Annotated in this window: 18 protein-coding genes and 1 pseudogene; 16 read left to right on the top strand and 3 right to left on the bottom strand. The window is 44.0% G+C overall.

Features of this window, described 5'->3' with window-relative positions; genetic code table 11:
• Positions 1 to 101: 101 nt before the first annotated feature.
• Positions 102 to 1,124 (bottom strand): hypothetical protein, encoded by a 1,023-nt coding sequence (locus J2Z28_RS10740; RefSeq protein ID WP_211082472.1) that lies wholly within the window; start codon positions 1,122 to 1,124, stop codon positions 102 to 104.
• Between the two features lie 271 nt (positions 1,125 to 1,395).
• Between J2Z28_RS10740 and licT (J2Z28_RS10735) the strand changes: the two genes are divergently transcribed.
• The 4 genes from licT (J2Z28_RS10735) (at position 1,396) to J2Z28_RS10720 (ending at position 6,551) form a co-directional block, all read left to right on the top strand.
• Complete coding sequence (gene licT / locus J2Z28_RS10735; protein ID WP_211082471.1) at positions 1,396 to 2,250, top strand: BglG family transcription antiterminator LicT; 855 nt, start codon at positions 1,396 to 1,398, stop codon at positions 2,248 to 2,250.
• A 132-nt stretch (positions 2,251 to 2,382) separates the two neighbouring features.
• Positions 2,383 to 4,302, top strand: a complete 1,920-nt coding sequence (locus tag J2Z28_RS10730) for a beta-glucoside-specific PTS transporter subunit IIABC (protein WP_211082470.1) — start codon at positions 2,383 to 2,385, stop codon at positions 4,300 to 4,302.
• Between the two features lie 49 nt (positions 4,303 to 4,351).
• The gene (locus J2Z28_RS10725) at positions 4,352 to 5,815 is read left to right on the top strand and encodes a glycoside hydrolase family 1 protein (RefSeq protein ID WP_211082469.1); all 1,464 of its coding nucleotides are present in this window, start codon (positions 4,352 to 4,354) and stop codon (positions 5,813 to 5,815) included.
• A 169-nt stretch (positions 5,816 to 5,984) separates the two neighbouring features.
• Entirely contained in the window at positions 5,985 to 6,551 is a 567-nt protein-coding gene (locus J2Z28_RS10720) for a 5' nucleotidase, NT5C type (RefSeq protein WP_036613472.1), read from the top strand.
• Between the two features lie 9 nt (positions 6,552 to 6,560).
• Here the strand turns inward: J2Z28_RS10720 and J2Z28_RS10715 are convergent, their stop codons facing one another.
• Positions 6,561 to 7,445 (bottom strand): AraC family transcriptional regulator, encoded by an 885-nt coding sequence (locus tag J2Z28_RS10715; RefSeq protein ID WP_211082468.1) that lies wholly within the window; start codon positions 7,443 to 7,445, stop codon positions 6,561 to 6,563.
• Positions 7,446 to 7,579: 134 nt separating this feature from the next.
• Here J2Z28_RS10715 and J2Z28_RS10710 point away from each other — a divergent pair, with 134 nt between their 5' ends.
• The 11 genes and pseudogenes from J2Z28_RS10710 (at position 7,580) to J2Z28_RS10660 (ending at position 21,447) form a co-directional block, all read left to right on the top strand.
• Entirely contained in the window at positions 7,580 to 10,309 is a 2,730-nt protein-coding gene (locus J2Z28_RS10710; protein WP_211082467.1) for an alpha-L-rhamnosidase, read from the top strand.
• A gap of 115 nt (positions 10,310 to 10,424) precedes the next feature.
• Positions 10,425 to 10,898, top strand: coding sequence for a putative immunity protein (locus J2Z28_RS10705; RefSeq protein WP_211082466.1), 474 nt, complete (start codon positions 10,425 to 10,427; stop codon positions 10,896 to 10,898).
• Positions 10,873 to 11,412 (top strand): GNAT family N-acetyltransferase, encoded by a 540-nt coding sequence (locus tag J2Z28_RS10700; RefSeq protein ID WP_211082465.1) that lies wholly within the window; start codon positions 10,873 to 10,875, stop codon positions 11,410 to 11,412. Before J2Z28_RS10705 ends, J2Z28_RS10700 begins: the two co-directional genes overlap by 26 nt.
• 140 nt (positions 11,413 to 11,552) lie before the next feature.
• On the top strand, positions 11,553 to 12,641 hold the full coding sequence (locus J2Z28_RS10695) for an acyltransferase (protein ID WP_211082464.1): 1,089 nt from the start codon (positions 11,553 to 11,555) through the stop codon (positions 12,639 to 12,641).
• A 166-nt stretch (positions 12,642 to 12,807) separates the two neighbouring features.
• Positions 12,808 to 13,366: pseudogene (locus tag J2Z28_RS10690) on the top strand (DEAD/DEAH box helicase family protein).
• A gap of 57 nt (positions 13,367 to 13,423) precedes the next feature.
• A complete protein-coding gene (locus J2Z28_RS10685) occupies positions 13,424 to 13,729 on the top strand; it encodes a hypothetical protein (protein ID WP_211082463.1) in 306 nt (101 codons plus the stop codon).
• 224 nt (positions 13,730 to 13,953) lie between these two features.
• Positions 13,954 to 14,793 carry a BglG family transcription antiterminator LicT gene (gene licT / locus J2Z28_RS10680; protein WP_211082462.1) on the top strand — a complete coding sequence of 280 codons (840 nt, stop codon included), beginning with the start codon at positions 13,954 to 13,956 and terminating at the stop codon, positions 14,791 to 14,793.
• A 167-nt stretch (positions 14,794 to 14,960) separates the two neighbouring features.
• Positions 14,961 to 16,898 carry a beta-glucoside-specific PTS transporter subunit IIABC gene (locus tag J2Z28_RS10675; RefSeq protein ID WP_211082461.1) on the top strand — a complete coding sequence of 646 codons (1,938 nt, stop codon included), beginning with the start codon at positions 14,961 to 14,963 and terminating at the stop codon, positions 16,896 to 16,898.
• Between the two features lie 445 nt (positions 16,899 to 17,343).
• Positions 17,344 to 19,257: a beta-glucoside-specific PTS transporter subunit IIABC gene (locus tag J2Z28_RS10670; RefSeq protein ID WP_100527334.1), complete on the top strand. Its 1,914-nt coding sequence runs from the start codon at positions 17,344 to 17,346 to the stop codon at positions 19,255 to 19,257.
• A 34-nt stretch (positions 19,258 to 19,291) separates the two neighbouring features.
• On the top strand, positions 19,292 to 20,734 hold the full coding sequence (locus tag J2Z28_RS10665; RefSeq protein WP_211082460.1) for a 6-phospho-beta-glucosidase: 1,443 nt from the start codon (positions 19,292 to 19,294) through the stop codon (positions 20,732 to 20,734).
• Positions 20,735 to 21,048: 314 nt separating this feature from the next.
• Complete coding sequence (locus tag J2Z28_RS10660; protein WP_211082459.1) at positions 21,049 to 21,447, top strand: RidA family protein; 399 nt, start codon at positions 21,049 to 21,051, stop codon at positions 21,445 to 21,447.
• 123 nt (positions 21,448 to 21,570) lie between these two features.
• Here the strand turns inward: J2Z28_RS10660 and J2Z28_RS10655 are convergent, their stop codons facing one another.
• On the bottom strand, positions 21,571 to 22,728 hold the full coding sequence (locus tag J2Z28_RS10655) for a S8 family peptidase (protein ID WP_211082458.1): 1,158 nt from the start codon (positions 22,726 to 22,728) through the stop codon (positions 21,571 to 21,573).
• Between the two features lie 211 nt (positions 22,729 to 22,939).
• On the opposite strand from J2Z28_RS10655, the gene J2Z28_RS10650 reads away from it, so the two are divergent.
• A complete protein-coding gene (locus J2Z28_RS10650; protein ID WP_342357490.1) occupies positions 22,940 to 23,470 on the top strand; it encodes a GNAT family N-acetyltransferase in 531 nt (176 codons plus the stop codon).
• Positions 23,471 to 23,503 lie beyond the last annotated feature (33 nt).

Here is a 23,503-nt window from a genome sequence, read left to right as displayed (position 1 = left end):
TGCGTAGAGTATTTGGTCGTACTTCTATTTTACGCAGAGAGTCAAGCGTGTCTCTATTTACATTTCATGGAACTAGTTTTGGGCAAGTACAGTTATGTAAGTTAGTTTCTTACCCCATTTGAAGGAAAAGCTTCAAACGAATAAAAGGCGCCTTTTGTATTGATTTTACCGATAAGCGTTGTGGCTCCTTTTTTCGTGAAGGTGTACTCGTTCTCTTGGATACGAACGGAATAACCTTTTAGCTCAATACCAAATATAGATCTGACTGTAGGTACAGCGATAGATAGTGCTTTGTTTTTGCTGAGCTTGGGCTTGGCAAAAGACTTTTTGAAATCAGCATCATTTTTCCAGTTGATACCTAGTTCGTTGGTGACTTTCCATACCTTTCCGGTCTTGCTGCCGATATGTACGTAATTTAGATTGTCGTCATCCCTATACTGCCATAACATATCTTTTCCTTCTACGGTAAATAAGGTGTAATCAAAAGCTTTTACTGAGGGTATTCCAAGTGTTTTGAGTGAATTTCGTGCTATGTTTGTCATCCAGGCATAGGAATCATCAATTTTATATTGCAGAATTGCAGACATTTGATTATCTTTGTCCACATCGATGTAAAGTTGTTGACTTGGTCCAAAGATGACCCAGTAGTTTTGGAGTAAATGTCCATGGTCCTGATCATTAGCTTTGAAACGCCAAAAACCACTTTTAATGAAGATATCTTCATCCTCAAATGTTTTTAAGAAGGCATCAAGCTTCAGGCGCAGCGCATTATCCATGACTTTATTCAGATCAGCGTTATCATACATGATATGGGTGGACGCGACACGATTTGTATCAGGATCGTATGTTTGTGTGAAATAGGCGAACCCGGTTCCATCAATAGTTCCGTTAATGACCCACGGATCAAATGATGTGTCTATTGTGGTGAATTGAATGTTCTGTTTCCCCACGAGTTTAACTAGTTCATCACTCAAAAGTTGTTGTGTCTTCCGATCCAGCTGGTCAGCGGACATGTAATTCTCTATTAACGAGAGTTCATTGGATTTTGCGGCCAAGGTGGGCGGCGCTGATAACAATAGCGAGATGGCAGCAATGACGGCGGTAAACGAAGTGATTTTTTTCAAAGTGAATCCTCCTGATTAGTTTGGGTCATATTATTAAATATCAAAGGTTATATCTCATTTCAAAATAACATAAAAGGTAAATGTTTCATATGACCTAAAAAAGTGGAATAGAGCGGTAGTATTTTTGGTTGACACCGTTTTCAGGTTATGATAAATTAGATCCGAGGCTTGTTACCGGTAATGCGGGCAAAACCACTATGGAAATGATTTTATTATTTCTGTTTTGGTTTTGCCCTTTTTTATTCCTCAAAAAAAACCAGGTGGGTCCATAATGATTATTAAACAGATATTTAATAACAATATTGTCAGTACCGTGGATGACAAAAATCAGGAACTACTGATCCTCGGCCGGGGTATCGGATTTAAGTTCAAAGCAGGCGATGAGATTGATGAAGAGCGTATTGAGAAGGTATTTCGTCTTCAGGATGCATCGATTTATGAGAAATTCAAATCCATCGTAGCTGAAGTGCCGATTGAGATTCTGCAGGCAACAGATGATATTGTGACACTGGCACGAACGCAATTGAACAAAACTATCAGTGACGGGATCTATGTCTCGCTGTCTGATCACATTCACTTTGCTGTTCAACGCTTGGAAAAAGGAATGATTACTCGTAATCCACTTTCTTGGGAAGTTCAGCACTTCTATAAGGCGGAGTACGATGTGGCCAGAGAAGCACTGACCTTGCTGAAAGAAAGACTGGATATTGAGTTTCCCAAAGATGAAATCTGTAATATTGCCTTACATTTCATCAATGCGGAAGTCAATGATTCCATGAACGATGTCACCCATCTAATGCAGCTGTTGCAGGAGATCATGAATATCATCAAATATCACTTCAACGTCGAATTGGATGAAGATAGCGTCAATTATTTCCGCTTCATCACCCATTTGAAATATTTCTGTCAGCGTGTCATTACTCATTCTTCACATGATGATGCTGAGGAGTATTTATATGAAGTGGTTCGGAAAAACTATCCGGAGACATTCAAATGTATTGGCAAGATCGAGACTTTTATCCATAAAAACTATCAGTATGACATGACTCACTCTGAGCAGTTATATCTAACGCTCCATCTGGAACGTTTGATGAAAACCAAGCGGGACGCAAAGTCCACGCAATAGAATCAAATTACAACTGGATATCCTATGGGCTTGTTACTGTTCAATCAGGCAATACCCGAATGAGATGGCGCCATCAATATGCGCTAGATTCGTTCGGGTATTTTTTATTGGAAAAATGAGGAGGAAAACATCATGAAACATCAGGAAACGGCGCAGGAAATCATTAAAGCCGTTGGGGGAACAAACAATATTAACTCAGTTTATCACTGCGTCACACGTTTGCGCTTTGATCTGAAAGACAACGAGAAAGTCGATAACGGCTCACTCAAGAAACTGGATAAGGTCATGGGAACGAATATTTCCGGCGATCAATTCCAAGTCATTATCGGTAATGATGTGGCAAAAGTATTCGATGCCATGGTGAAGGAAAATCCGGCAATCCAGCAAAGTACAGAAAACAAAGAGCCAAAGTCGGATAAAAAACAAAATGTCGTGCTGAAAATTTTTGAAACAATCGCAGGTGTCTTTGCCCCGATGCTTCCAGCGATTACTGCGGCAGGTATGCTCAAGGGATTACTTGCACTATTCGTGTCCGTAGGTTGGATGTCTGCCGGAACGGATACGTATCGTATTCTTTCAGCCATCGGTGACGGCGTATTCCACTACCTGCCCTTACTGATTGCAGTCAGCGCTGCTCGTAAATTCGGCAGTAACCCATTTGTTGCGATTGCACTAGGTACAGCACTGATGTACCCGGATATGACAAAGTTACTCGATGGAAGTCAAACGGTTGGATTTTTGGGAATCCCGGTTACAGCGGTAAGTTATGCTTCATCGGTTATTCCGATTTTACTCGCTGTATGGTTGATGTCCTATGTTGAGAAATGGGTTGACCGCGTTATCCCTGCTGCACTCAAGTTGCTGCTCGTGCCGCTGATTACCTTGCTTGTTATGGTTCCGGTAACGCTGATTGCGATCGGTCCATTGGGTACATTTGTAGGTAGCGGATTGTCTGGCGGCATCAACTGGCTGCTGAATGAAGGCGGATTGATTGCAGGTATTGTTCTTGGCGGCGCGATGGCGCTCATTATTATGACAGGAATGCACTATGCACTTGTGCCGATCATCCTGAGTAATATCGCTACACTGGGCTTTGATAAATTCTTGCCATTGACCTTTATCTCCAATATGGGTCAGGCTGGTGCGACACTCGGCGTATTCTTCCGGGCAAAAGATAAAAAACTCAAAACGGTGGCATTGTCCACGAGCTTTACAGCGCTGATGGGTGTAACGGAGCCAGCTATGTACGGCGTAAACATGAAATACAAAAAACCATTTGCTGCAGCCATGATTGGTAGTGCAGTAGGTGGCGGATTCGCCCTTGCTTTTGGCGCAAAAGCTTATGTGCTTGCGGGTAACGGTGGTCTCCCAGGACTTCCTTCCCTGATCGGACAAACCTTCTGGTATTCCTTTGGGGGTATGATTTTGGCCTTTGTCGTGGGTACGATTATGTCTACGATATTTGGTATTAAGGAAGAAGAAGGAGACGCTGAGGCGTTGGCTCAATTCTCACCAGGCGCTTCTTCAGCACCAGCGAAAGTAGCTTCCAGCGATGCTACAAGCGTGAACTTGGACGACATGGGCGATCCAACACCAACGAGTGATGCAGTAGCTGTTGCACCGATGACAGGTAAATCCATCCCGCTCAAAGAAGTCAACGATCCAACATTTGGTGATGAATTGATGGGTAAAGGTGTGGCATTTGTTCCAACGGTGGGCGAATTGGTATCTCCAGTGACAGGTACCATCATGAATGTGTTCAAAACAAAACATGCGATCGTTGTCCGCAGTGATAACGGAATTGAATTGTTGATTCATGTTGGAATTAACACGGTGAAGCTGCGTGGACAGTATTTTGATGCACATGTTGCTACAGGAGCACGTGTACAGGCTGGAGACAAGTTACTCACATTTGAACTGGCCGAGATTGCAAAAGAATACGACATTACAACCGCTATGGTTGTTACCAATACGGCTGATTACAAGCAGGTTCTACCTGTGAAATTGGGCGAAATCACGATGGGTGAAGACGTCTTGAAAGCTGAGATCTAAACGGCCCGTCTTAGGACTAACAATATCAACAAAAGAAGGAGAGATTCGAATGATTAATCGACAAGGGTTCCCGGAAGGTTTTCTATGGGGCGGTGCTATTGCCGCTAACCAGGCTGAAGGTGGATTTGACGCTGGTGGCAAAGGATGGTCGACAGCCGACATGGTTCCTTATTTTGAGAAAAAGGACTATACCAACCTTAGAGAACTGATGCACGTTACCAGTGCAACGGTAGAGAAAGCAATGTCACATCATAGTGCAGAAGGTTATCCGAAACGCTACGGGATTGATTTTTACCACCGTTTCAAAGAGGATATTGCGCTGTTCGCTGAGCTAGGCTTCAAGACATTCCGTCTGTCCATCAACTGGCCGCGTATTTTCCCGAATGGTTATGATGCCGAGCCAAATGAAGAGGGACTGCGCTTCTATGACGAAGTGTTCGATGAACTCCGGAAATACGATATCGAACCACTTGTAACCCTCTCGCATTATGAGATGCCTATGGCGCTTGTACTGAAATATAACGGCTGGGCTGGTCGCGAAGTGATTGGACATTTTGTGAGATATGCGGAAACGGTGATGACCCGGTACAAGGACAAGGTTAAATACTGGTTGACGTTCAATGAGATTAACACAACCATTATTGAACCGTTCACAGGTGGCGGTATTATTGAAGACCGAGTTGAGAACACGATGCAGGCTTCTTATCAGGCACTTCATCATCAATTTGTAGCCAGCAGCCTGGTAACAGAAAAAGCACGTCAGATTAACCCGAACTTCCAGATCGGATGTATGCTTGCGCGTATGATTCACTACCCGGCGACGTCGAAGCCAGAGGATGTGCTGCAAGCACAGATCGATAATCAGCTGAACCTGCTGCATACAGATGTACAAGTTCGTGGTAGTTATCCAACGTTTATGGCTCGGTACTGGTCAGAGAACGGGATTACCATTGCCATGGAACCAGGAGATGAGCAGATCCTGCGTGAGCACACGGTTGATTTCATCTCATTCAGTTATTACACATCCTTGGTGTCCGCAGTGAACCCGGAGGAATATGGAGTAACCGGAGGTAACCTGTACAGTACGATCAAGAACCCAAATCTGGAGCGTACAGAGTGGGGCTGGCAGCTTGATCCGATCGGCCTGCGCGTTGCACTGAAAGAGCTGTATGACCGTTATCAACTGCCATTGTTTGTGGTAGAGAACGGCCTTGGCGCGAAAGATACGGTTGAAGCAGACGGTTCCATCAACGATGATTACCGGATTGATTATCTGAGAAAACATATTACACAAATGAAAGAAGCCGTTATGGACGGTGTGGACCTGATGGGATATACCAACTGGGGAGCGATTGATATCATCAGTGCATCCACTTCGGAAATGTCCAAGCGTTATGGTGTGATCTACGTGGATCAGGATGACAACGGACAAGGCACATTGAATCGTTATAAGAAAAAGAGCTTTGGCTGGTACCAAAAAGTCATTGCCTCGAATGGCGAGAACTTGGAATAGATTAATTTATATAGGCACCCCGGGCGTAGCTGGTATTACGGCGCCGGGGCGCCTTTTTAATATAATCAGGTAGTATTCTCATCAACGCTATTGGCATTTTCAAGGTAAAAAAGATGACTACATAACATTCTGGATGGTATACTGTGATCGTATTGGGGGAGGGATAACCATGAAGAAGCCTATTATTGCTGTAGATATGGATGACACGATATGTCATCTGGTCAAGCGGGCTATATATCACAATAACCTCAACTTCCCGACCCATCCGTTGCGCTACGAGGATATGATTCATTGGGATACATCCCATTTGCGTCATCCAGAGAGCACGCACGATGTATTTTATGGTCGGCCGGGTCTGTTCGAGGAATTGGAATTATACGACGAGTATGTTGTAGATGAGATGCGAAAGCTGAACGATGCTTATGATGTTATTGTTGTGACGGCAGCAGAACCAAGAACAGTTGTTGAGAAGTGGAACTGGCTTCAGCAGCATATGCCTTTTATAACCGCAGAACAGTTTATTACATGCAAAAGAAAAAACTTGCTCGGTTTCGATCTGCTCATTGATGATGGAGCACATAACCTGATCCCCGCGCATGAGGACGGCAAAAAGGTCATCTGTATCCCACATCCGTGGAATATACAGGAGCGTGAGCGATACAACTTTCCGTTGATGTCTTCATGGAAAGAGGCCAAGGCATACATAGATGAAGTGTTACAAGTTGTTGGTGTCTGAAAGTAAATCTTATTGTCCAGAGTGCTGTGCTCTGGATTTTTTGCGATAGGCGAGAGGTGTTTCGCCTGTTATTTTTTTGAATGCAGCATAGAATGAATCCATATCCCGATATCCAACCAGCTCTGCAATCAGGCTGACTTTGTGCTGTGAACTCTTAAGCAGTTCACAGCTTTTTTGTATACGCAGGTGTTGCAGGTGGCCGCTAAAGGTCTGTCCGGTATGTCGCAGAAACATTCGCCCAATTTGCTTCTCGCTCCAGCCCGATACACGTACCAGATCAGACATTCGAATACGGTTGCTCACGTGTTCCTTGATATAGTGAAGGATGTAATCAAAACCGGTGGAATGATGCTCTTCATCATGTTCCTTTTGATAAAGTTGTCTGTAGGTCATCAATACCAACTGGCTTACCAAGGTGTATAACATGGTAGACGAACCGATTCCCGGAACGGAGGATTCACGGTACAGCTTCACCATTAGTTCTTCAATGCGGTCGTTGTGATCCACAACGGATATATAAGGAACCTGATTTTGTTCCAGATCCATCAGATGTTGAATGATTTCTTTTTCCTGAATGATTGCTGTCAGCGTGTGGATCAATTCAGCATTAAATAAGCAATTATATATAATTAACGGATGCTCGGTTACGTTGGTGCTGACAGGACGAAAGACATGAGGAACGCCGACAGGAATGACAAACAGCATCCCCTTTGTCACCGGAATGACATCTTCACCGATATGATGAAAGCCCTTTCCTTCGGCAACGTAGCTATATTCAATAAAATCATGTGCGTGAAAAGGAAGCACAAAATCTTCAGAGCAACGATTGACAAAAAGTTGCAAATGATTATGCAGGAAGTATTCACTTTTCATGAGCTGTACAGATGAATTCACAAGCAACCTCCTCGCACAGATGGCTGAATCACCGGATGAAATAGTCTGGATTACCGGGTATTTACGACAACAGGATCGATATAATTATATCGTAACCCCGAATGGGAAGCCAAGATGGAAAGGACGATCTGCTAATGTTCAACGTTAGTCACCTTCGCTGTGAGTATAGAATTAATCCGATAGGTCTTGATGTCAAATCACCGAGATTAAGCTGGCAGTTACAGTCTGATCGTCGGAACTGCATGCAATCCGCATACCAGATCCAGCTGTCCATTTCAGAAGATTTTGATGAGATTGCATGGGATTCTGGCAAGATAAACACGGATCAATCCATACATGTGGAATTAAACCATTTTCAGCCTTCTCCGCGAACGCGATACTACTACCGAATTCTGGCCTGGGATGATGCAGGAAGTGATTCGGGCTGGTCCGAAACGGCTTATTTCGAGATGGGACTTATGGATAGTCATAACAAGTGGCAAGCAGAATGGATCACAGCTCAACCATCAGATGATGGAGATACTTCATGCCCGCGTATGCGCAAGCAGTTTAATGTGAAACAACCTGTTACGTCTGCCAGAATATATGTAACAGCACTTGGATTATACGAGTTGCATATGAACAACACAAGAGTAGGAGAAGATTATTTTACACCTGGCTGGACTTCTTATCGTAAGCGATTACAATATCAAACTTATGATGTTACCCACCTGCTTCAGGATGGACAGAATACTTTAGGGGCTAATCTGGGAGATGGCTGGTACCGAGGATATCTTGGCTGGAACAAAGAACGGGAGATATTTGGTTCAACGTCCGCATTGCTGCTGGAACTGCATATGAAATACGCAGATGGATCAGAGGAATGTATTCTATCCAATGGGGATTGGACCGCTGCTCCTAGTGCCATTCGTATGTCGGACATCTATATGGGGGAGACGTATGATGCACGAATGGAGTCCGATTGGTCGGATTCATCTCAGACGAATTGGTCACCCGTGAACGTACTGGAGCATCCCAAAGATATCATCGTTGCGCAGGAGAACGTGCCCGTCACCCAAGTAGAACAGCTACAGCCAATCGCTTTGTTAACAACCCCACAGGGAGATCGTGTAATAGACATGGGGCAGAATATGGTGGGATGGGTGAGATTCAGCATTCAAGGTGAGGCGGGTCAGACGGTTGAGTTGCACCATGCTGAGATCTTGGATCATCAAGGCAACTTTTACACCGATAATCTTCGCGCCGCCAAGCAGTGTATTCGCTACACGTGCAAGGGGGATGGCGTGGAATCATTTGAACCACATTTTACGTTCCAAGGGTTCCGTTATGTGAAGCTGGTTGGCTTTCCGGAACACGTTCGTCTGGATGAATTCACCGGAATCGTACTGCACTCGAATATGGAGCAAACAGGTCAGTTCTCATGCTCCAGTCCACTGGTGAACCAACTGCATCACAATATATTGTGGGGGCAAAAGGGGAATTTCCTTGATGTGCCGACAGACTGTCCACAGAGGGATGAACGGCTCGGATGGACCGGGGATGCACAGATGTTTATCCGCACGTCTTCCTACCTGATGAATACGGCACCCTTCTTCACCAAATGGCTGCGGGATCTGGAAGCGGATCAGGGAAAAGATGGAGGTATTCCATTCTTCGTTCCGGATCTGAGAAGTTCCACGTCAGAAGGGTGGGGAGACACCAGTCATTCCTCAGCGGCTTGGGGGGATGCAGCAGTTATCTGTCCTTGGACCATCTATGAGATGTATGGGGATGCCAGATTACTGGCCGAACAATATGAGAGTATGAAGCAGTGGATCGAGTATATTCATGTGCAGGGTGACAATCCGTATCTGTGGAACACGGGATTCCACTTTGGCGATTGGCTGGGACTGGACTCCAAGCCCGATAGTTATGTCGGCGCAACGGACACGGATTATGTGGCAACGGCATTCTATGCCTATTCGGTGTCGTTAACTCAAAAAGCGGCTGAGGTCCTTGGAAAGACAGATGATGCTGAATATTTCAAGGAGTTGCATACAAACATTGTTCATGCGTTTCGAAATGAATTCGTGACTCCAGCCGGCAAAATTGCTGTTCCTACGCAAACAGCACATGTTCTTGCGCTTCAATTTGACCTGCTGGACGCGACTGCCCGAACTCGTGCTGTTGATCAATTGGCGAAACTCGTGAAAGAGGCGGGCAATCATCTTACTACAGGTTTCGTAGGCACACCTTATCTGAATCCGGTATTGAGTGATGCAGGTCTTCACGACCTGGCTTATACATTACTTTTTCAGGAGGATTATCCGTCCTGGTTATATCAGGTGACTCAAGGCGCAACGACCGTCTGGGAACATTGGGATGGGATCAAAGAGGATGGCAGTCTCTGGAGTGCTGATATGAACTCATTTAACCACTATGCGTACGGAGCGATTGGAGAATGGTTGTATCGTTACGTTGCCGGCATTCGGTCCGATGAACATCAGCCAGGATTCCGAATGGTGCATATCGAGCCGCAACCCGGACCTGGACTGGATTGGGTGGAAGCGAGTCTGGAGACGATGTATGGTCAAGTTGCTTCAAGCTGGCACCGGCTGGCGGAGGGTGAAATGGAGATTCGGGTGCATATTCCCGCCAACACGAGAGGTACGGTACGTCTTCCTGGAGCAGCTGCACAGATCGTTCTGGAACAAGGGAAACCGTTGGATCAGTTGGATCAGATGAGTGGAGTTCAGGATATTCAAAACATTGAAGACGATGTTGAAGTCACACTTGGATCTGGGAGTTACCAATTTACGTACAAAGACACGAATGCGAAAAAGGATCGGGATGTTCAGGAGGCTACATTGACAGAGTCCGTATAATGATAGAATAAGCGTTAAGAGGGACACTTGAAGAGGATCTGCACACACGCAGGTCCTTTTTCGAACTTGTCTGAGAGTGAATTTGTAGTATTTGAACAATGAAAGGAGCATGACCATGGCAAAACCTGCATTCAAAGATGCACCTTTACATAGTGAAATAGAGGATTTGGCTAAGCAACAGGATCACCATACATTGGCCTGTTGGGCTGCGGAGTGTGCGGCACGTGTCTTGTATATATTTGAGAAGAAGTCGGAGGATCTCCGCGCCCGTGATGCCATTGACGCAGGAAGAGGTTGGATCTGTGGTGAGATTACCATGGTTGATGCTCGAAAGGCGGCTTTTGCAGCTCATGCTGCTGCACGGGAAACCGATCATGTCGCTGCCTCTGCTGCATCTCGTGCGGCGGGACACGCAGCTGCAACGGCCCATGTAAAAGGCCATGCGGTGCATGCCGCAACCTATGCAGTGAAAGCTATCTTTTATGACTCTTTGATGGAAGAACAAGAACGTCGTGTCCTGGAAGAGAGAATGTGGCAATATCAATATCTGTTGGGAGGTTGTAATGATCATGGGGAAAGAACACGTTAGATTAATTAAACCATCAAAAGCCTATAAGGATGCGTATTTGGCATTTTATGAAGACTGGGTCAGAAGTGGAGAATTAATGGTACCTTGGGTCATTTCCAAAGATCCTTATGCGTTCGATGAGATGTTGGCGTTTTTGCAGCGCAATGAACAAGGGATCGACATCCCGGAGGACTGGGTCAAAGACAGTACATATTGGCTGGTCACGGAGAGTCAACAAATCGTGGGTGCCGTGAATATAAGGCATGAGCTTAACGATAAATTGTTCAACAGTGGAGGGCATATTGGATATGGTATTCGTCCAGGAGAGCGGCACAATGGCTATGGTTCCGAAATTCTCAGGATTTCTTTGGAGAAAACGAGAGAGCTTGGGATTTCCAAAGTATTGGTCGTATGTGATGCGGTTAATGAGCCTTCCAGAAGGGTTATCCTTCGAAATGGTGGCATTCGGGATGAAGACTATGTGGAGTCCAATGGCAACGTTGTTGAACGATTCTGGATAGAGAATGTCGAATAATGCAGAATAATGATGTAATATAACGAAAATAATATGGATTATGATTGTATTACCCTCGTGTGCTGATTAAAATGAAGCATAGAATCTGGATTGCGGCCGGAAACTATCATCCCATATCAGGCACAAGTGAGGTTATCTTTATGAATCAACCGGTTAATCGGCCCCGGCGAATTGAGTATCTGGATCTCTATCGTGCTTTTGCCATCATGGCAGTGGTAGCTATTCATGCAACTTCAACAGCAGTTGCGCATTACCCCAAGCATACATTAGATCATGATGTGTATTATTTCTGGAACACGTTTTTGCAATTTGCGGTTCCAGCGTTTCTGTTCCTGTCATCTCTGGTCTTGTTCTACAACTACAGCTCCAAGGTGAATGAGAAGGGTTGGATGCTCGCTTTTTATAAGAAGCGTTTATTTAATGTATTTGTACCTTATTTGGTGTGGTCCCTTATCTACTTTGCCATTAAACAGTTGCTTGCGGGCAAAGAACCGTTGACCCATGGTGTTCAATTTGCCAAACAATTAGTGATGGGAACCGCTCATACGCACTTGTACTTTTTTCTGATTATTCTTCAATTCTATATCGTTTTTCCATGGCTTCTGTCCCTTACACGCCATCGTTTGTTTAATCGGTACTTGCCATTATTCTTTATTGCGGGCCAAGCGATCTTCTATGCACTTCATTTGCAGTTTCACTTCGAACGGACAGGAAGTTTGTTACCCAGTTATCTGATCGTGATTGGATTTGGCGCATGGGTTGGGTTGAACTTTGAGTGGGCATTGAACAAACTGTATACTCACCGTTATATGCTCATAGCTGCGTTGTTGGGTGGAGGTGCCATTTTTATATATGGTAATGCTTATATCAAAACCGCTTTTGCTGCATACCCGGTTATAACCTATACCGTGCTGTTCCTGTTCCGTAATCTGTTTACCTTGTCAGCCTGCCTGCTTCTACTGATCTTTAGTGAACGAATCGGCACAGGAAAACATACCGAGGTTCGTAAAGCTACGCGTATTCTGGACTCCTTGGGTACAGTTGCGTTCGGTGTATTTTTAATGCATCCACTCGTACTGCTCTTCTGGAGGCGTGAATTCACAGATGACCTGGTTCGGCACTTCAGCGTGGGCATCATTCTATCTTATGTTGTGGCCCTCCTGATCTCATGGATCTGCTCGATGGGATTGCGGCGGATGAAGTGGGGATGGGTACTGATCGGACGGTAAGTATAAATAAACATATTCAATTAAATATAAAGAGTTTTCAAGCCCTCACGCGTTGAGGGAATCACTTGAAACCTCTTTTTTATTTGCCCTAAAGAAGGTATTATAGAGTTTAATGTCCATAAAATTGAATTAATGGAATGAACACTACCTTGTCAGGAGTGATCAAATGAAATTGGTGATTATTTTTGGTCCGCAGGCTGTGGGCAAAATGACGGTTGGGCAAGAACTGGAGAAGATAACAAAGCTTAAATTGTTTCATAACCATATGACCATTGAATTGGTGTCTCCTTATTTCAGCTATGGTACACCACAAGGCAAACGACTGGTTAATCTGTTCCGTCAGGAGATTTTTGAAGAAGTGGCAAAGAGTGATCTGCCAGGTCTGATTTTTACTTTTGTATGGGCGTTTGATCTGGAGCAAGATGGAGAGTATATCCGTAAAATCAGCGAATTGTTCGAATCTAATGGAGGTCAGGTCTGTTATGTGGAACTGGAGGCTGATGCATCAGAAAGACTAGAGCGCAATAAAAGTCCGCATCGCCTGTTACATAAGCCAACCAAGCGTGACATCGCGTGGTCTGAGCGAGATTTGCTTGATACGATGAAGCATTATCGATTGAACTCGGAAACGGGAGAAATCAAGCATGAGCACTACATAAGGATTGATAACACACAAGAGTCCGGATGAAGTGGCACAGTTAATCCAGAAACGATTTAATTTGTAATCTGAGAAACGTCTAACTTAGCAAAGTAGATACTTTATATGAGAGGGGCACTACATCATGTACTTTGTTATATTTTTGCTCATAGGACTTGTTTTATGTTATCTGATCCCATTTGGTCCAATAGTGGCCGGGGGTATTATTTTTGCACTCGTTGTAGATCATTACCGTCAGACGATGCATATGCGTGAAGATATCCGAGACATCAAGAATCATCTGGGGCTAATGAACAAAGGTGAGGCGAAAGAGTACGAGATGGATAAGCAATTTAAAGATGTCGATCGTTTGAGTTCAGAAGAAATGAACATGATTAATCGAAAAATTGAAGCAGAGCTGGAGAAAGACAACAAAAACAATAAACCGTGAATCCCTGTAAAATAATTCTTGATTTGCTCAGTCCTGTGAGTATATTTACCTAGATCAGGAGTCATGCTAATTCGATATTAACTTTATGTTGCACTGTGTAGAAATTTGTAATATTATGAGGGAAGCGCGTACAACATATCGGGTTGTAACTGTTGAATCAGGCAAAGCCGTATACCTTGAGAAAAGGGATTGGTTTGTCTTTTTCTGTATATTGGAGTGATAAAGTGAAAATCGAGAAGGTGCTGAACAATAATGCTGTAGTTGCAATGAATGACGAACAGGAAGTTATTATCATTGGCCGGGGGATTGCTTATCAGAAGCGGGCGGGTGATATGGTTTCCGAGCAGCATATCGACAAGATATTTACTTTACAGAATGAAGATATTCAGGAAAACTTCAAGGCATTAATCTCAAGCATTCCTCTGGAATACATGAAAGTATCCGAGGAAATCATCGCTTACGCCAAATTAAAACTTGGCAAGAAATTAAATGAGAGCATTTACTTACATCTCACAGACCATATTCACTTTGCCATTGAGCGGTATCGCAAGAATCTGCCCATACGCAACGGTTTAATCTGGGAGACAAAGCAGTTATACAAAGAGGAATATGAAGTCGGAATGGAAGCGCTCAATATGATCTGTGATCAGTTTGGTGTGATCTTGCCTGAGGACGAAGCCGGTTTTATGGCACTTCACTTTGTTAATGCAGCTTTGAACGAGGAAATGCCCAACATCAAGAATATGACGCAGGTCATGCAGGAAATCTTGACAATCATCAAGTATCATTTCAAGATTGATTTTGATGAGAACTCACTGACATTTTATCGCTTTGTGACGCATTTGAAGTTTTTCGCCCAACGTTTGGTGAAGGGAAAACATTACAAGAGCAACAACGATGATGAACTGTTCCTGATGATTCAGAAAAAGTATCCAGCAGCGCACAAGTGCTCGGAGAAAATCAAGAAATTCATTGAAAGCAACTACACGTATCAACTAACTGACGAAGAATTGATGTACTTAACGATTCATATTGAGAGAGTTGTGAATGCAACTTCTGAATAATCCCATAGATCAGCTTGCAGGGTTGCAACCACTAGGGCAAAACCTGAACGCTTGAATGACAGAACATACCGTTAACCGGATGTTCCATACATTCAGATGTTCAGGTTTTTTTATTCTCTCCAATATGCTCCGAATCCGTGTCTAGCCAGAAAGGAAGAAAAGACTTCATGAAACACGAACAATTAGCCAAGGACATTCTGTCTGGTGTTGGTGGAAAACAGAACATTAACAGCGTGGTGCACTGCGCGACCAGACTTCGTTTCAAATTAAAAAATGACAATAATGCCAAAACAGACGAACTTAAAAATTTACCTGGAGTTATAACGGTAATGCAAAGCGGGGGGCAATACCAGGTAGTAGTGGGTAACGAAGTGTCTGATGTGTATAAAGCCTTGTTACAGGTGGGTAATATGAATGCGGATGAACCGGTCTCAAGTGATGATTCAGAATATTCCGGTAAAAAAGAGAGTCTCTTGGGTCAGTTTATCGACTTGATCTCAGGTGTATTTACACCCATTCTCGGATTGCTAGCTGCAACAGGGATGATCAAAGGTTTCCTGTCCATGTTTACTTCTCTCGAATGGCTGGACCCGGCTTCAGGAACATATCAATTGTTGAATGCTGCAGGAGACTGTCTGTTCTACTTCTTCCCGATCTTCCTGGGTTACACAGCTATGAAAAAATTCGGTGGATCTCCATTCCTCGGGATGGCCATCGGAGCATCACTAGTATATCCGACCTTATCCGGTCTTAGTGGTGGGGAACCGCTCTATACGCTGTTTGCAGGCACATTGTTTGAATCACCGATTCATATCACGTTCCTGGGTATTCCCGTTATCTTGATGAGTTATTCCTCATCCGTCATTCCGATTATTATTGCTGCTTATTTTGGAGCAAAGGTAGAAGCGTTCTTTAAAAAGATCATTCCTTCTGTTGTGAGAACGTTCCTCACGCCATTCTTTACAATTCTGATTGTTGTACCTGTAACATTCCTCTTGATTGGTCCAATCGCAACATGGGCAAGTCAGCTGATTGGTGCCGGGGTATCGGGCATCTACGACTTGAGTCCATTGGTAACAGGTATTGTTGTTGGTGGATTGTGGCAAGTATTGGTTATCTTCGGGTTACACTGGGGTATCGTACCAATCATGCTGCTTAATCTGTCCACACTGAAAGCAGATCCAATTCTGGCGATGATGTTTGCTGCTTCCTTTGCTCAGATTGGTGCTGTTCTTGGCGTTATGCTCAAAACGAAAAATACCAAACTCAAATCACTGGGTGTTCCTGCCTTTGTGTCCGGGATTTTTGGTGTAACTGAGCCTGCTATTTATGGTCTTACTTTGCCATTGAAAAAACCATTTATTATGAGTTGTATTGCTTCTGCAACCGCTGGTGGTATTATTGGCTTCGCTGGCTCCAAAATGTTTGTATTTGCTTCAGGCATCTTTGGTGTTCCAGCGCTGATTAGCCCCACAGAAGGGATCAACTATGAATTTTGGATGGCGATGATTGCCACTATCATTGCTTTTGTACTAGGCTTTGTTCTCGTTTATTTTGTAGGATTCAAAGATCCTGCTAATCCGGAGGCTGCCAAACAGGCTCCAGAGCCAGTAAAAGAAGAGAAGGCTGCACTTGAGCCTAATCCAAACAATCGCTACGAAATTGCCAGCCCGATGACGGGTGAGGTAGTTCCTTTGCAAGAAATTAATGATGCTACATTTGCTGGTGAACATATGGGTAAAGGGATTGCTATTCGCCCAACCAGTGGGAGAGTTGTATCCCCGATTAATGGTGTGGTACAGACGATTTATCGTACCAAACATGCAATTGGTCTTGTAGATGATCAAGGTGTAGAGATTTTGATCCATATTGGTCAGGATACAGTGCAGCTCAAAGGTCAACATTTCACTGCACATGTGAAAGATGGAGATCGTGTGAGTGTTGGCGATCTGATCGTTGAATTCGATCTGCAGGCCATTATTGAGGCGGGATATGAGACCGTAACACCGATTATTGTAACTAATACGGCTGATTATTTGGACGTGGTTGCTACAACAAGTCGTGAAGTGCAAGAAAAGGATAAATTGGTTACGGTTATTGGTTAATTCTGCTATAATGCGTATTTTATTAATCTGAACATTAGCTTTATAGGGACCACTTTGATGTTTTCGAAGTGGTCTCTTTTTTTCATTTTCAGCCACTAAAATGTATTTGTGAAATTAATAAAAATAAGTGTTGCAAACGTAGTTCAGATGTACTATGATGAGTTCAAGAAGTAAGCGCATACATCAATCGGATTGTAACTGTTCAATCAGGCAATGCCGACCATCCTCAGTTCAGAGGGTATGGAATGTAACTTACTTTCGTTATCCAAATAATTAAATACCAATGTGTACAGCCTTACAGGGTTGCAACCGTTAAGGGCAAAACCTGAATTGCTGAATAACACGACTGATTTCCGGACGATCCGGTATGTTGTGTATGTTCAGTGGTTCAGGTTTTATTTGTTTCAAAAGTCATGGGGAGTCTACTTAGAGAGGGAGAATTACAATGAGCAACTACGATCAATTAGCTAAGGACATTCTGTCACGTGTAGGTGGTCGCGAGAACGTAAACAGTGTATTCCATTGCGTAACAAGACTGCGGTTTAAACTAAAAAATGAAAGCGTAGCCAAAACGGAAGAACTTAAAAATCTGCCAGGTGTTATTACCGTCATGCAAAGTGGTGGACAATATCAAGTTGTTATCGGCAACGAAGTGCCGGATGTATATAAAGCAGTTGTTAAAGTAGGGAATTTCCCAAGTGAAGGACAAGTTGAAGAGGAAACGGATAACTCAGGCAAAAAAGTAGGGTTGTTCAGCCGATTTATCGACATGATCTCCGGTGTGTTCACACCACTACTTGGTTTGCTGGCTGCCACAGGTATGATCAAAGGTTTCACGGCCATGTTTTTATCCTTTGGATGGATTACAGACACTTCTGGAACGTACCAACTGTTGAATGCAACGGGTGACTGTCTGTTCTACTTCTTCCCGATCTTCCTTGGTTACACGGCAATCAAGAAATTTGGCGGTTCACCGTTCCTGGGTATGGCGATAGGTGCTTCATTAGTTTATCCTACGCTGTCCGGCCTGACTGCTGGAGATCCATTGTACACCCTGTTTGCGGGTACGTTAATTGAATCACCGATTCACATTACGTTCCTGGGTATTCCAGTTATTCTGATGAGCTATTCAACATCGGTTATTCCAATCATTATTGCTACATTCTTCGCTGTTAAAATTGAAAGATTCTTTAAAAATATTATTCCTAAAGTTGTTAGCACGTTCCTTGTTCCATTCTTTACTTTGCTCGTTATCGTTCCGGCAACATTCATTCTGATTGGTCCAGTATCCACTTGGGCAGGACAGTTGATTGGTGCAGGAGCAACTGGCATCTACGATTTAAGTCCAGTTGTTACAGGTTTGATTATCGGTGGTTTGTGGCAAGTGTTTGTACTGTTTGGGCTCCACTGGGGACTCGTGCCAGTCATGCTTCTTAACTTGAGTACTTCTGGAGCTGATCCGGTAATTGCCATGTCTTTCGCTGCCTCCTTTGCCCAAATCGGTGCTGTACTTGCGGTTATACTGAAAACCAAAAATACGAAATTGAAATCTTTAGGTATTCCGGCCTTCATCTCTGGGATCTTCGGTGTAACCGAGCCAGCAATTTACGGTCTGACACTTCCACTGAAAAAACCGTTTATCATGAGCTGTATTGCAGGTGGTATCGGTGGTGGTATCTTGGGATTGGCCGGTTCAAAATTATACATCTTTGGTGGACTGGGTGTGTTCGGTTTCCCAAGCTTCATTAATAAGGCAACAGGCGTTGATTCCGGATTCTATATGGCTCTGGTTGCATGTGGTATCGCGTTCATCCTTGGTTTTATTCTGACATACGTGGTTGGATTCAAAGACAAAGTGGAAGCTACACCAGCTCCAGCACCAGTACTTGATCCAAATCCGAACAGCAGATACGAAATTGTCAGCCCAATGGCTGGTGAAGTTGTTGCACTGAATGAAATTAATGACGTAACGTTTGCAGGTGAGCACATGGGTAAAGGGATTGCAATTCGTCCAACCAGTGGTAGAGTGGTATCTCCAATCACAGGTGTTGTTCAAACCGTATATCGTACCAAACACGCCATTGGTCTGGTAAGCGATGATGGTGTAGAGATGCTGATCCATATTGGACAGGATACGGTCAAGCTGAAAGGTCAACATTTTACAACCCATGTGAAGGATGGAGACCGTGTTAACGCAGGTGACCTTATTGTTGAGTTTGATCTGCAAGCCATTAAGGATGCAGGGTATGAGACGGTTACACCGATCATTGTTACTAATACTTCAAATTATCTGGACGTTGTAGGAACAAAAGATGCATCCGTTCATGAGAAAGATAAATTGATCACGGTATTAAGCTAATTGAAACTAAGGATGGTTAAGGAGGAACTCCTCAATGAATGAAAAGTTTACAGCCTTCCCGGAGAATTTTCTCTGGGGAGGAGCAACCGCAGCGAATCAATTGGAAGGTGCTTATCTGGAAGGTGGCAAAGGTTTAACAACGGTAGATCTGATTCCGATTGGTGCCAATCGATGGAATATTGCTCTGGGTAACCTGGATTCGTATGAGCCAAAAGCAGGGGAATTCTATCCTTCACATGAAGCTATTGACTTCTATCATCGATATAAGGAAGATATTGCGTTATTTGCAGAAATGGGATTTAAGTGCCTCAGGCTTTCCATAGCCTGGGCACGGATTTTCCCTAATGGTGATGAAGCGGAGCCAAACGAAGCAGGCTTGCAATTTTATGATGATGTCTTTGATGAGTTATTAAAATACAACATTGAACCTGTCGTGACGATCTGCCATTTCGATGTACCTGTACATCTGGTCGAGACTTACGGCGGGTGGAAGAATCGTAAGATGATTGGTTTCTTTGAGAAATATGCGACGACGCTATTTAATCGATACAAGAATAAAGTGAAATACTGGATGACGTTTAATGAGATCAACATGTTGCTGCATCTCCCGTACATTGGAGCGGGTATTGTTCTGCAGGATGGTGAAAACAAAGATCAGGTTCTTTATCAGGCAGCACATCATGAATTGGTAGCGAGTGCACTTGCTGTCAAGGCTTGTCATGAGATCATTCCTGGTGCACAGATTGGTTGTATGTTAGCCGCTGGAATGGTGTATCCATACAGTTCTAACCCGGATGACGTGTGGAAGGCTATGGAGAAAGATCGCGAATCATTCTTCTTCATCGACGTGCAGTCGAAGGGAGCATATCCGGGTTATACAAAAAGATTTTTCGGAGAAAATGACATTCGGATTGACATGCAACCGGAAGATGCAGATATCTTGATGCAGAACACGGTCGACTATATCGGTTTTAGCTACTATGCAAGCCGGTGCACCAGTACGGACCCTGAGATTTTGAAAGATTCGACAGAAGGCAATGTATTTGGTTCAGTGAAGAACCCGTATCTGCAAGCTTCCGAGTGGGGATGGACCATTGATCCCAAAGGACTCCGTATTACATGTAATCAGCTTCATGACCGCTATTGCAAACCGTTGTTTATCGTAGAAAATGGACTTGGCGCAACCGATGTGTTGTTAGACAATGACTCCGTTGAAGATGATTATCGCATCGAATATTTGAATAGTCATTTTGCCGAGATGGCTGAAGCGATTCAAGACGGTGTAGAGCTCATAGGTTACACAAGCTGGGGACCGATTGATCTGGTCAGTGCGGGTACCGGAGAGATGAAGAAACGTTATGGCTATATCTATGTAGACCGAAATAATGATGGTACGGGCACACTTCGCAGAGTGAAAAAGAAGAGTTTTCACTGGTACAAAGATGTCATTGCAAGTAATGGCGCACAATATTTCTGATACAAGGTGTCCAACGCTATAGAATAAACAAAGAGCAGTCTCGTTATTACGGGATTGCTCTTTGTTTATGAGGGGATGAATTTGACCCTTGATGTGGCTTTCAGATATAATAAAGAAATGAAGAGAATCTTGTCACTTAAGAAGGGAGGAGCATCCACTCATGAAGAAAAAATCACTTGCGTTTATATCTTCGGGATATGGATACTCCACTGCTGTCTTTTTCTAGAATCTATTTCAAGGGTGAAGTCTGCCCAAAATCGGAAGAAAACTAGGAAATAACGCAGAAAAATCTTAAGAATGATGAGGTAATCCAGATGAATATTGACAAAATTACTAGAACAAATCCAGAAAATATGCCAGCTCCTGTAGGTCAGTACACGCATATTACAAGAATCCCGAGGAATGCAGAGTTATTTGTGACTTCGGGTCAAATTGGAGCAGATCATAATGGACTCTTTCCAGAGAGTCTGAATGAGCAAGTCACTAATACATTTAATAATATTAAAACAGTGCTCGAATCTGAGCGCTTAGATGCTGAACATATTATCAAAGTGAACGTATGGGCAACCGAGAAAATCGATTGGGATTTCTTATATGCCGAGTGGGGACAATTATTTAGTACGGATTATCCTGCAATGACGATTGGATACATTACGGCGTTAGGTCTACCAGAGATAAAAATTGAAATAGAGCTTTGGGCAGCAAAAGTGTAACATCGAATACTTTTTAACCAAACGAAGGGGCATCTTACTTACAGATGCCTCTTCGTTTTATATTTGTGAAAAATGGAAAGGATATGCCCTGTGTGCAATCATGAGCGATAGTAGGTGGGTGTATTATGGCACCTGCAAGCTCTGATAAGCATTCAGTCGACCATATGTCCAGTAGATCCCGGAGCCTGATACCGGATCAGAAGCGAAACACAGCGCATCTCGAATCTGAGCATTTGTTTTCCCTTGTGCAGCGAGAAGTGCAGCTACTCCAGCCACATGAGGGGCAGCCATGGACGTGCCGCTAAGGTAGGCATAGGAACCACCCAGATATGTGGATAGAATGGTATCACCCGGTGCAGCCATATCCACCCAAGAACCATAGTTGGAGAAATTGGATTTGAGATCGGAAGGGTTGGTTGAAGCGACGGCAATCACATTGGGATACGATGCGGGTACAATTGGGAATGAAGTGTTATCGTTACCAGCTGCGGCAATAATCACAGCTCCACGCTCCCAAGCATACTGTACGGCAGCTTGAAGGAAAGCATTTCCCATTGGCCCTCCAAGGCTCAGGTTAACAACCTGTACACCGTTATTGGCAGCAAAGACAAGCCCGTTACCGACATTACCTATCGTTCCTTGCCCGTTGTTATCCAGTACCCGGAGCGGAACGATGGATGCGAGCGGTGCAGCGCCTGCGATGCCCACTCCATTGTTGGTAACGGAGGCAGCGATCCCGGCTACATGGGTGCCGTGGCCGTTCCCGTCCTCAGGGATGTTATCATAATCAACATAATCATAACCGGGAAGGAGCTTGGAGGCCAATTCTGGATGGTTCAGCTGCACACCGGTATCGATAATGGCGATTTTGACAGAGTTGTTACTCTGAGTAATATCCCATGCAGCGGGTGCATTGATTTTGGACAGGTTATACTGATAAGGAAAGAAAGGGTCATTAGGAGTGAAGGATGCCTCAACGAGGTAATTCGGCTCTGCATGTTCAATAAGCTCATGATCTTTGTAATGTTTTAGCATCCGGTGCATTTTTTTGCGGGATTCCATGCGGTACCATCCTAAATCTGCATAGGTCTCAGCAACTTTACATCTCCCTTTTTTGTGAAGGGTGTGCATCTCATCCTCGGTTGTACCTTCCTTGAATTTGACTAAGAGCTGCTTGGGAGCGTGAGGGTGAAACTTGCTCTCGGCACGTTGGTCCAGATAACGGTACACGAACCCGATTACTAGCAAAATGAAAGCAAAAACACCTAACCATAACCACATGAGCGTTTCTCCCTCCAATATGGATTGTGACACGCCTTATCGTATGCGAACTCTGTCAGACTGCGCGGGCACTCTTTCAATTTGGTTAGTAGTGTAGATAGGTTGATAGGAAGGGATAAGTTCGGTAAGATGAGATGAAGAGAGCCGATCTGGCATGAACAAGATTTAAGGAAGGGCCAAGAAGTAGCTCCTAATACAGAGGATAAGGAATGTGGATTTATTGACACAACTTCAGAGTATACCGACAGTCACACCAGTTCAGGCGCACCAGATTCATGATGCTATTGATTTTGCCATGCGTGTACGTAGAGAAGTGTTTCCGATGATGGATCATACGAAATTGCCTGTAGACTTCGAGCAGTTCAGAGAACATTATCTGCACTCCGATGGTTCGATCTTTCTTGTTGCAATGATGGAGGATGCGGGCATCGTCGGTTCTATTGGGATATTACCATATGATGGACGAATTGAAGCCGTGGAAGGACGATATGAAGCTCAGTCTGCAGCCGAAATAGTAAAATGTTATGTAGATCCCGCGTATCGTAGGTTTGGCATTGGTTCGATGCTAATGAACGAACTGGAGAACGTGGTAAAGGATATGCACTATACGACGCTGTATTTGCATACACATCGCTTCTTGCCAGGAGCCGTAGATTTCTGGAAACGTCAAGGGTTTACGTTTATTGCTGAGCAGAATGATGACTGGCAAACCGTACATATGGACAAGTCAGGATGTAAGTGACCATTGGAAACGGAACCGAAATTCTGACCACAT

This window comes from Paenibacillus xylanexedens, assembly GCF_017874615.1.
In the GTDB taxonomy this organism is placed as follows: Bacteria; Bacillota; Bacilli; order Paenibacillales; family Paenibacillaceae; genus Paenibacillus; species Paenibacillus xylanexedens.
This window is presented reverse-complemented; position numbering and strand designations above follow the sequence as displayed.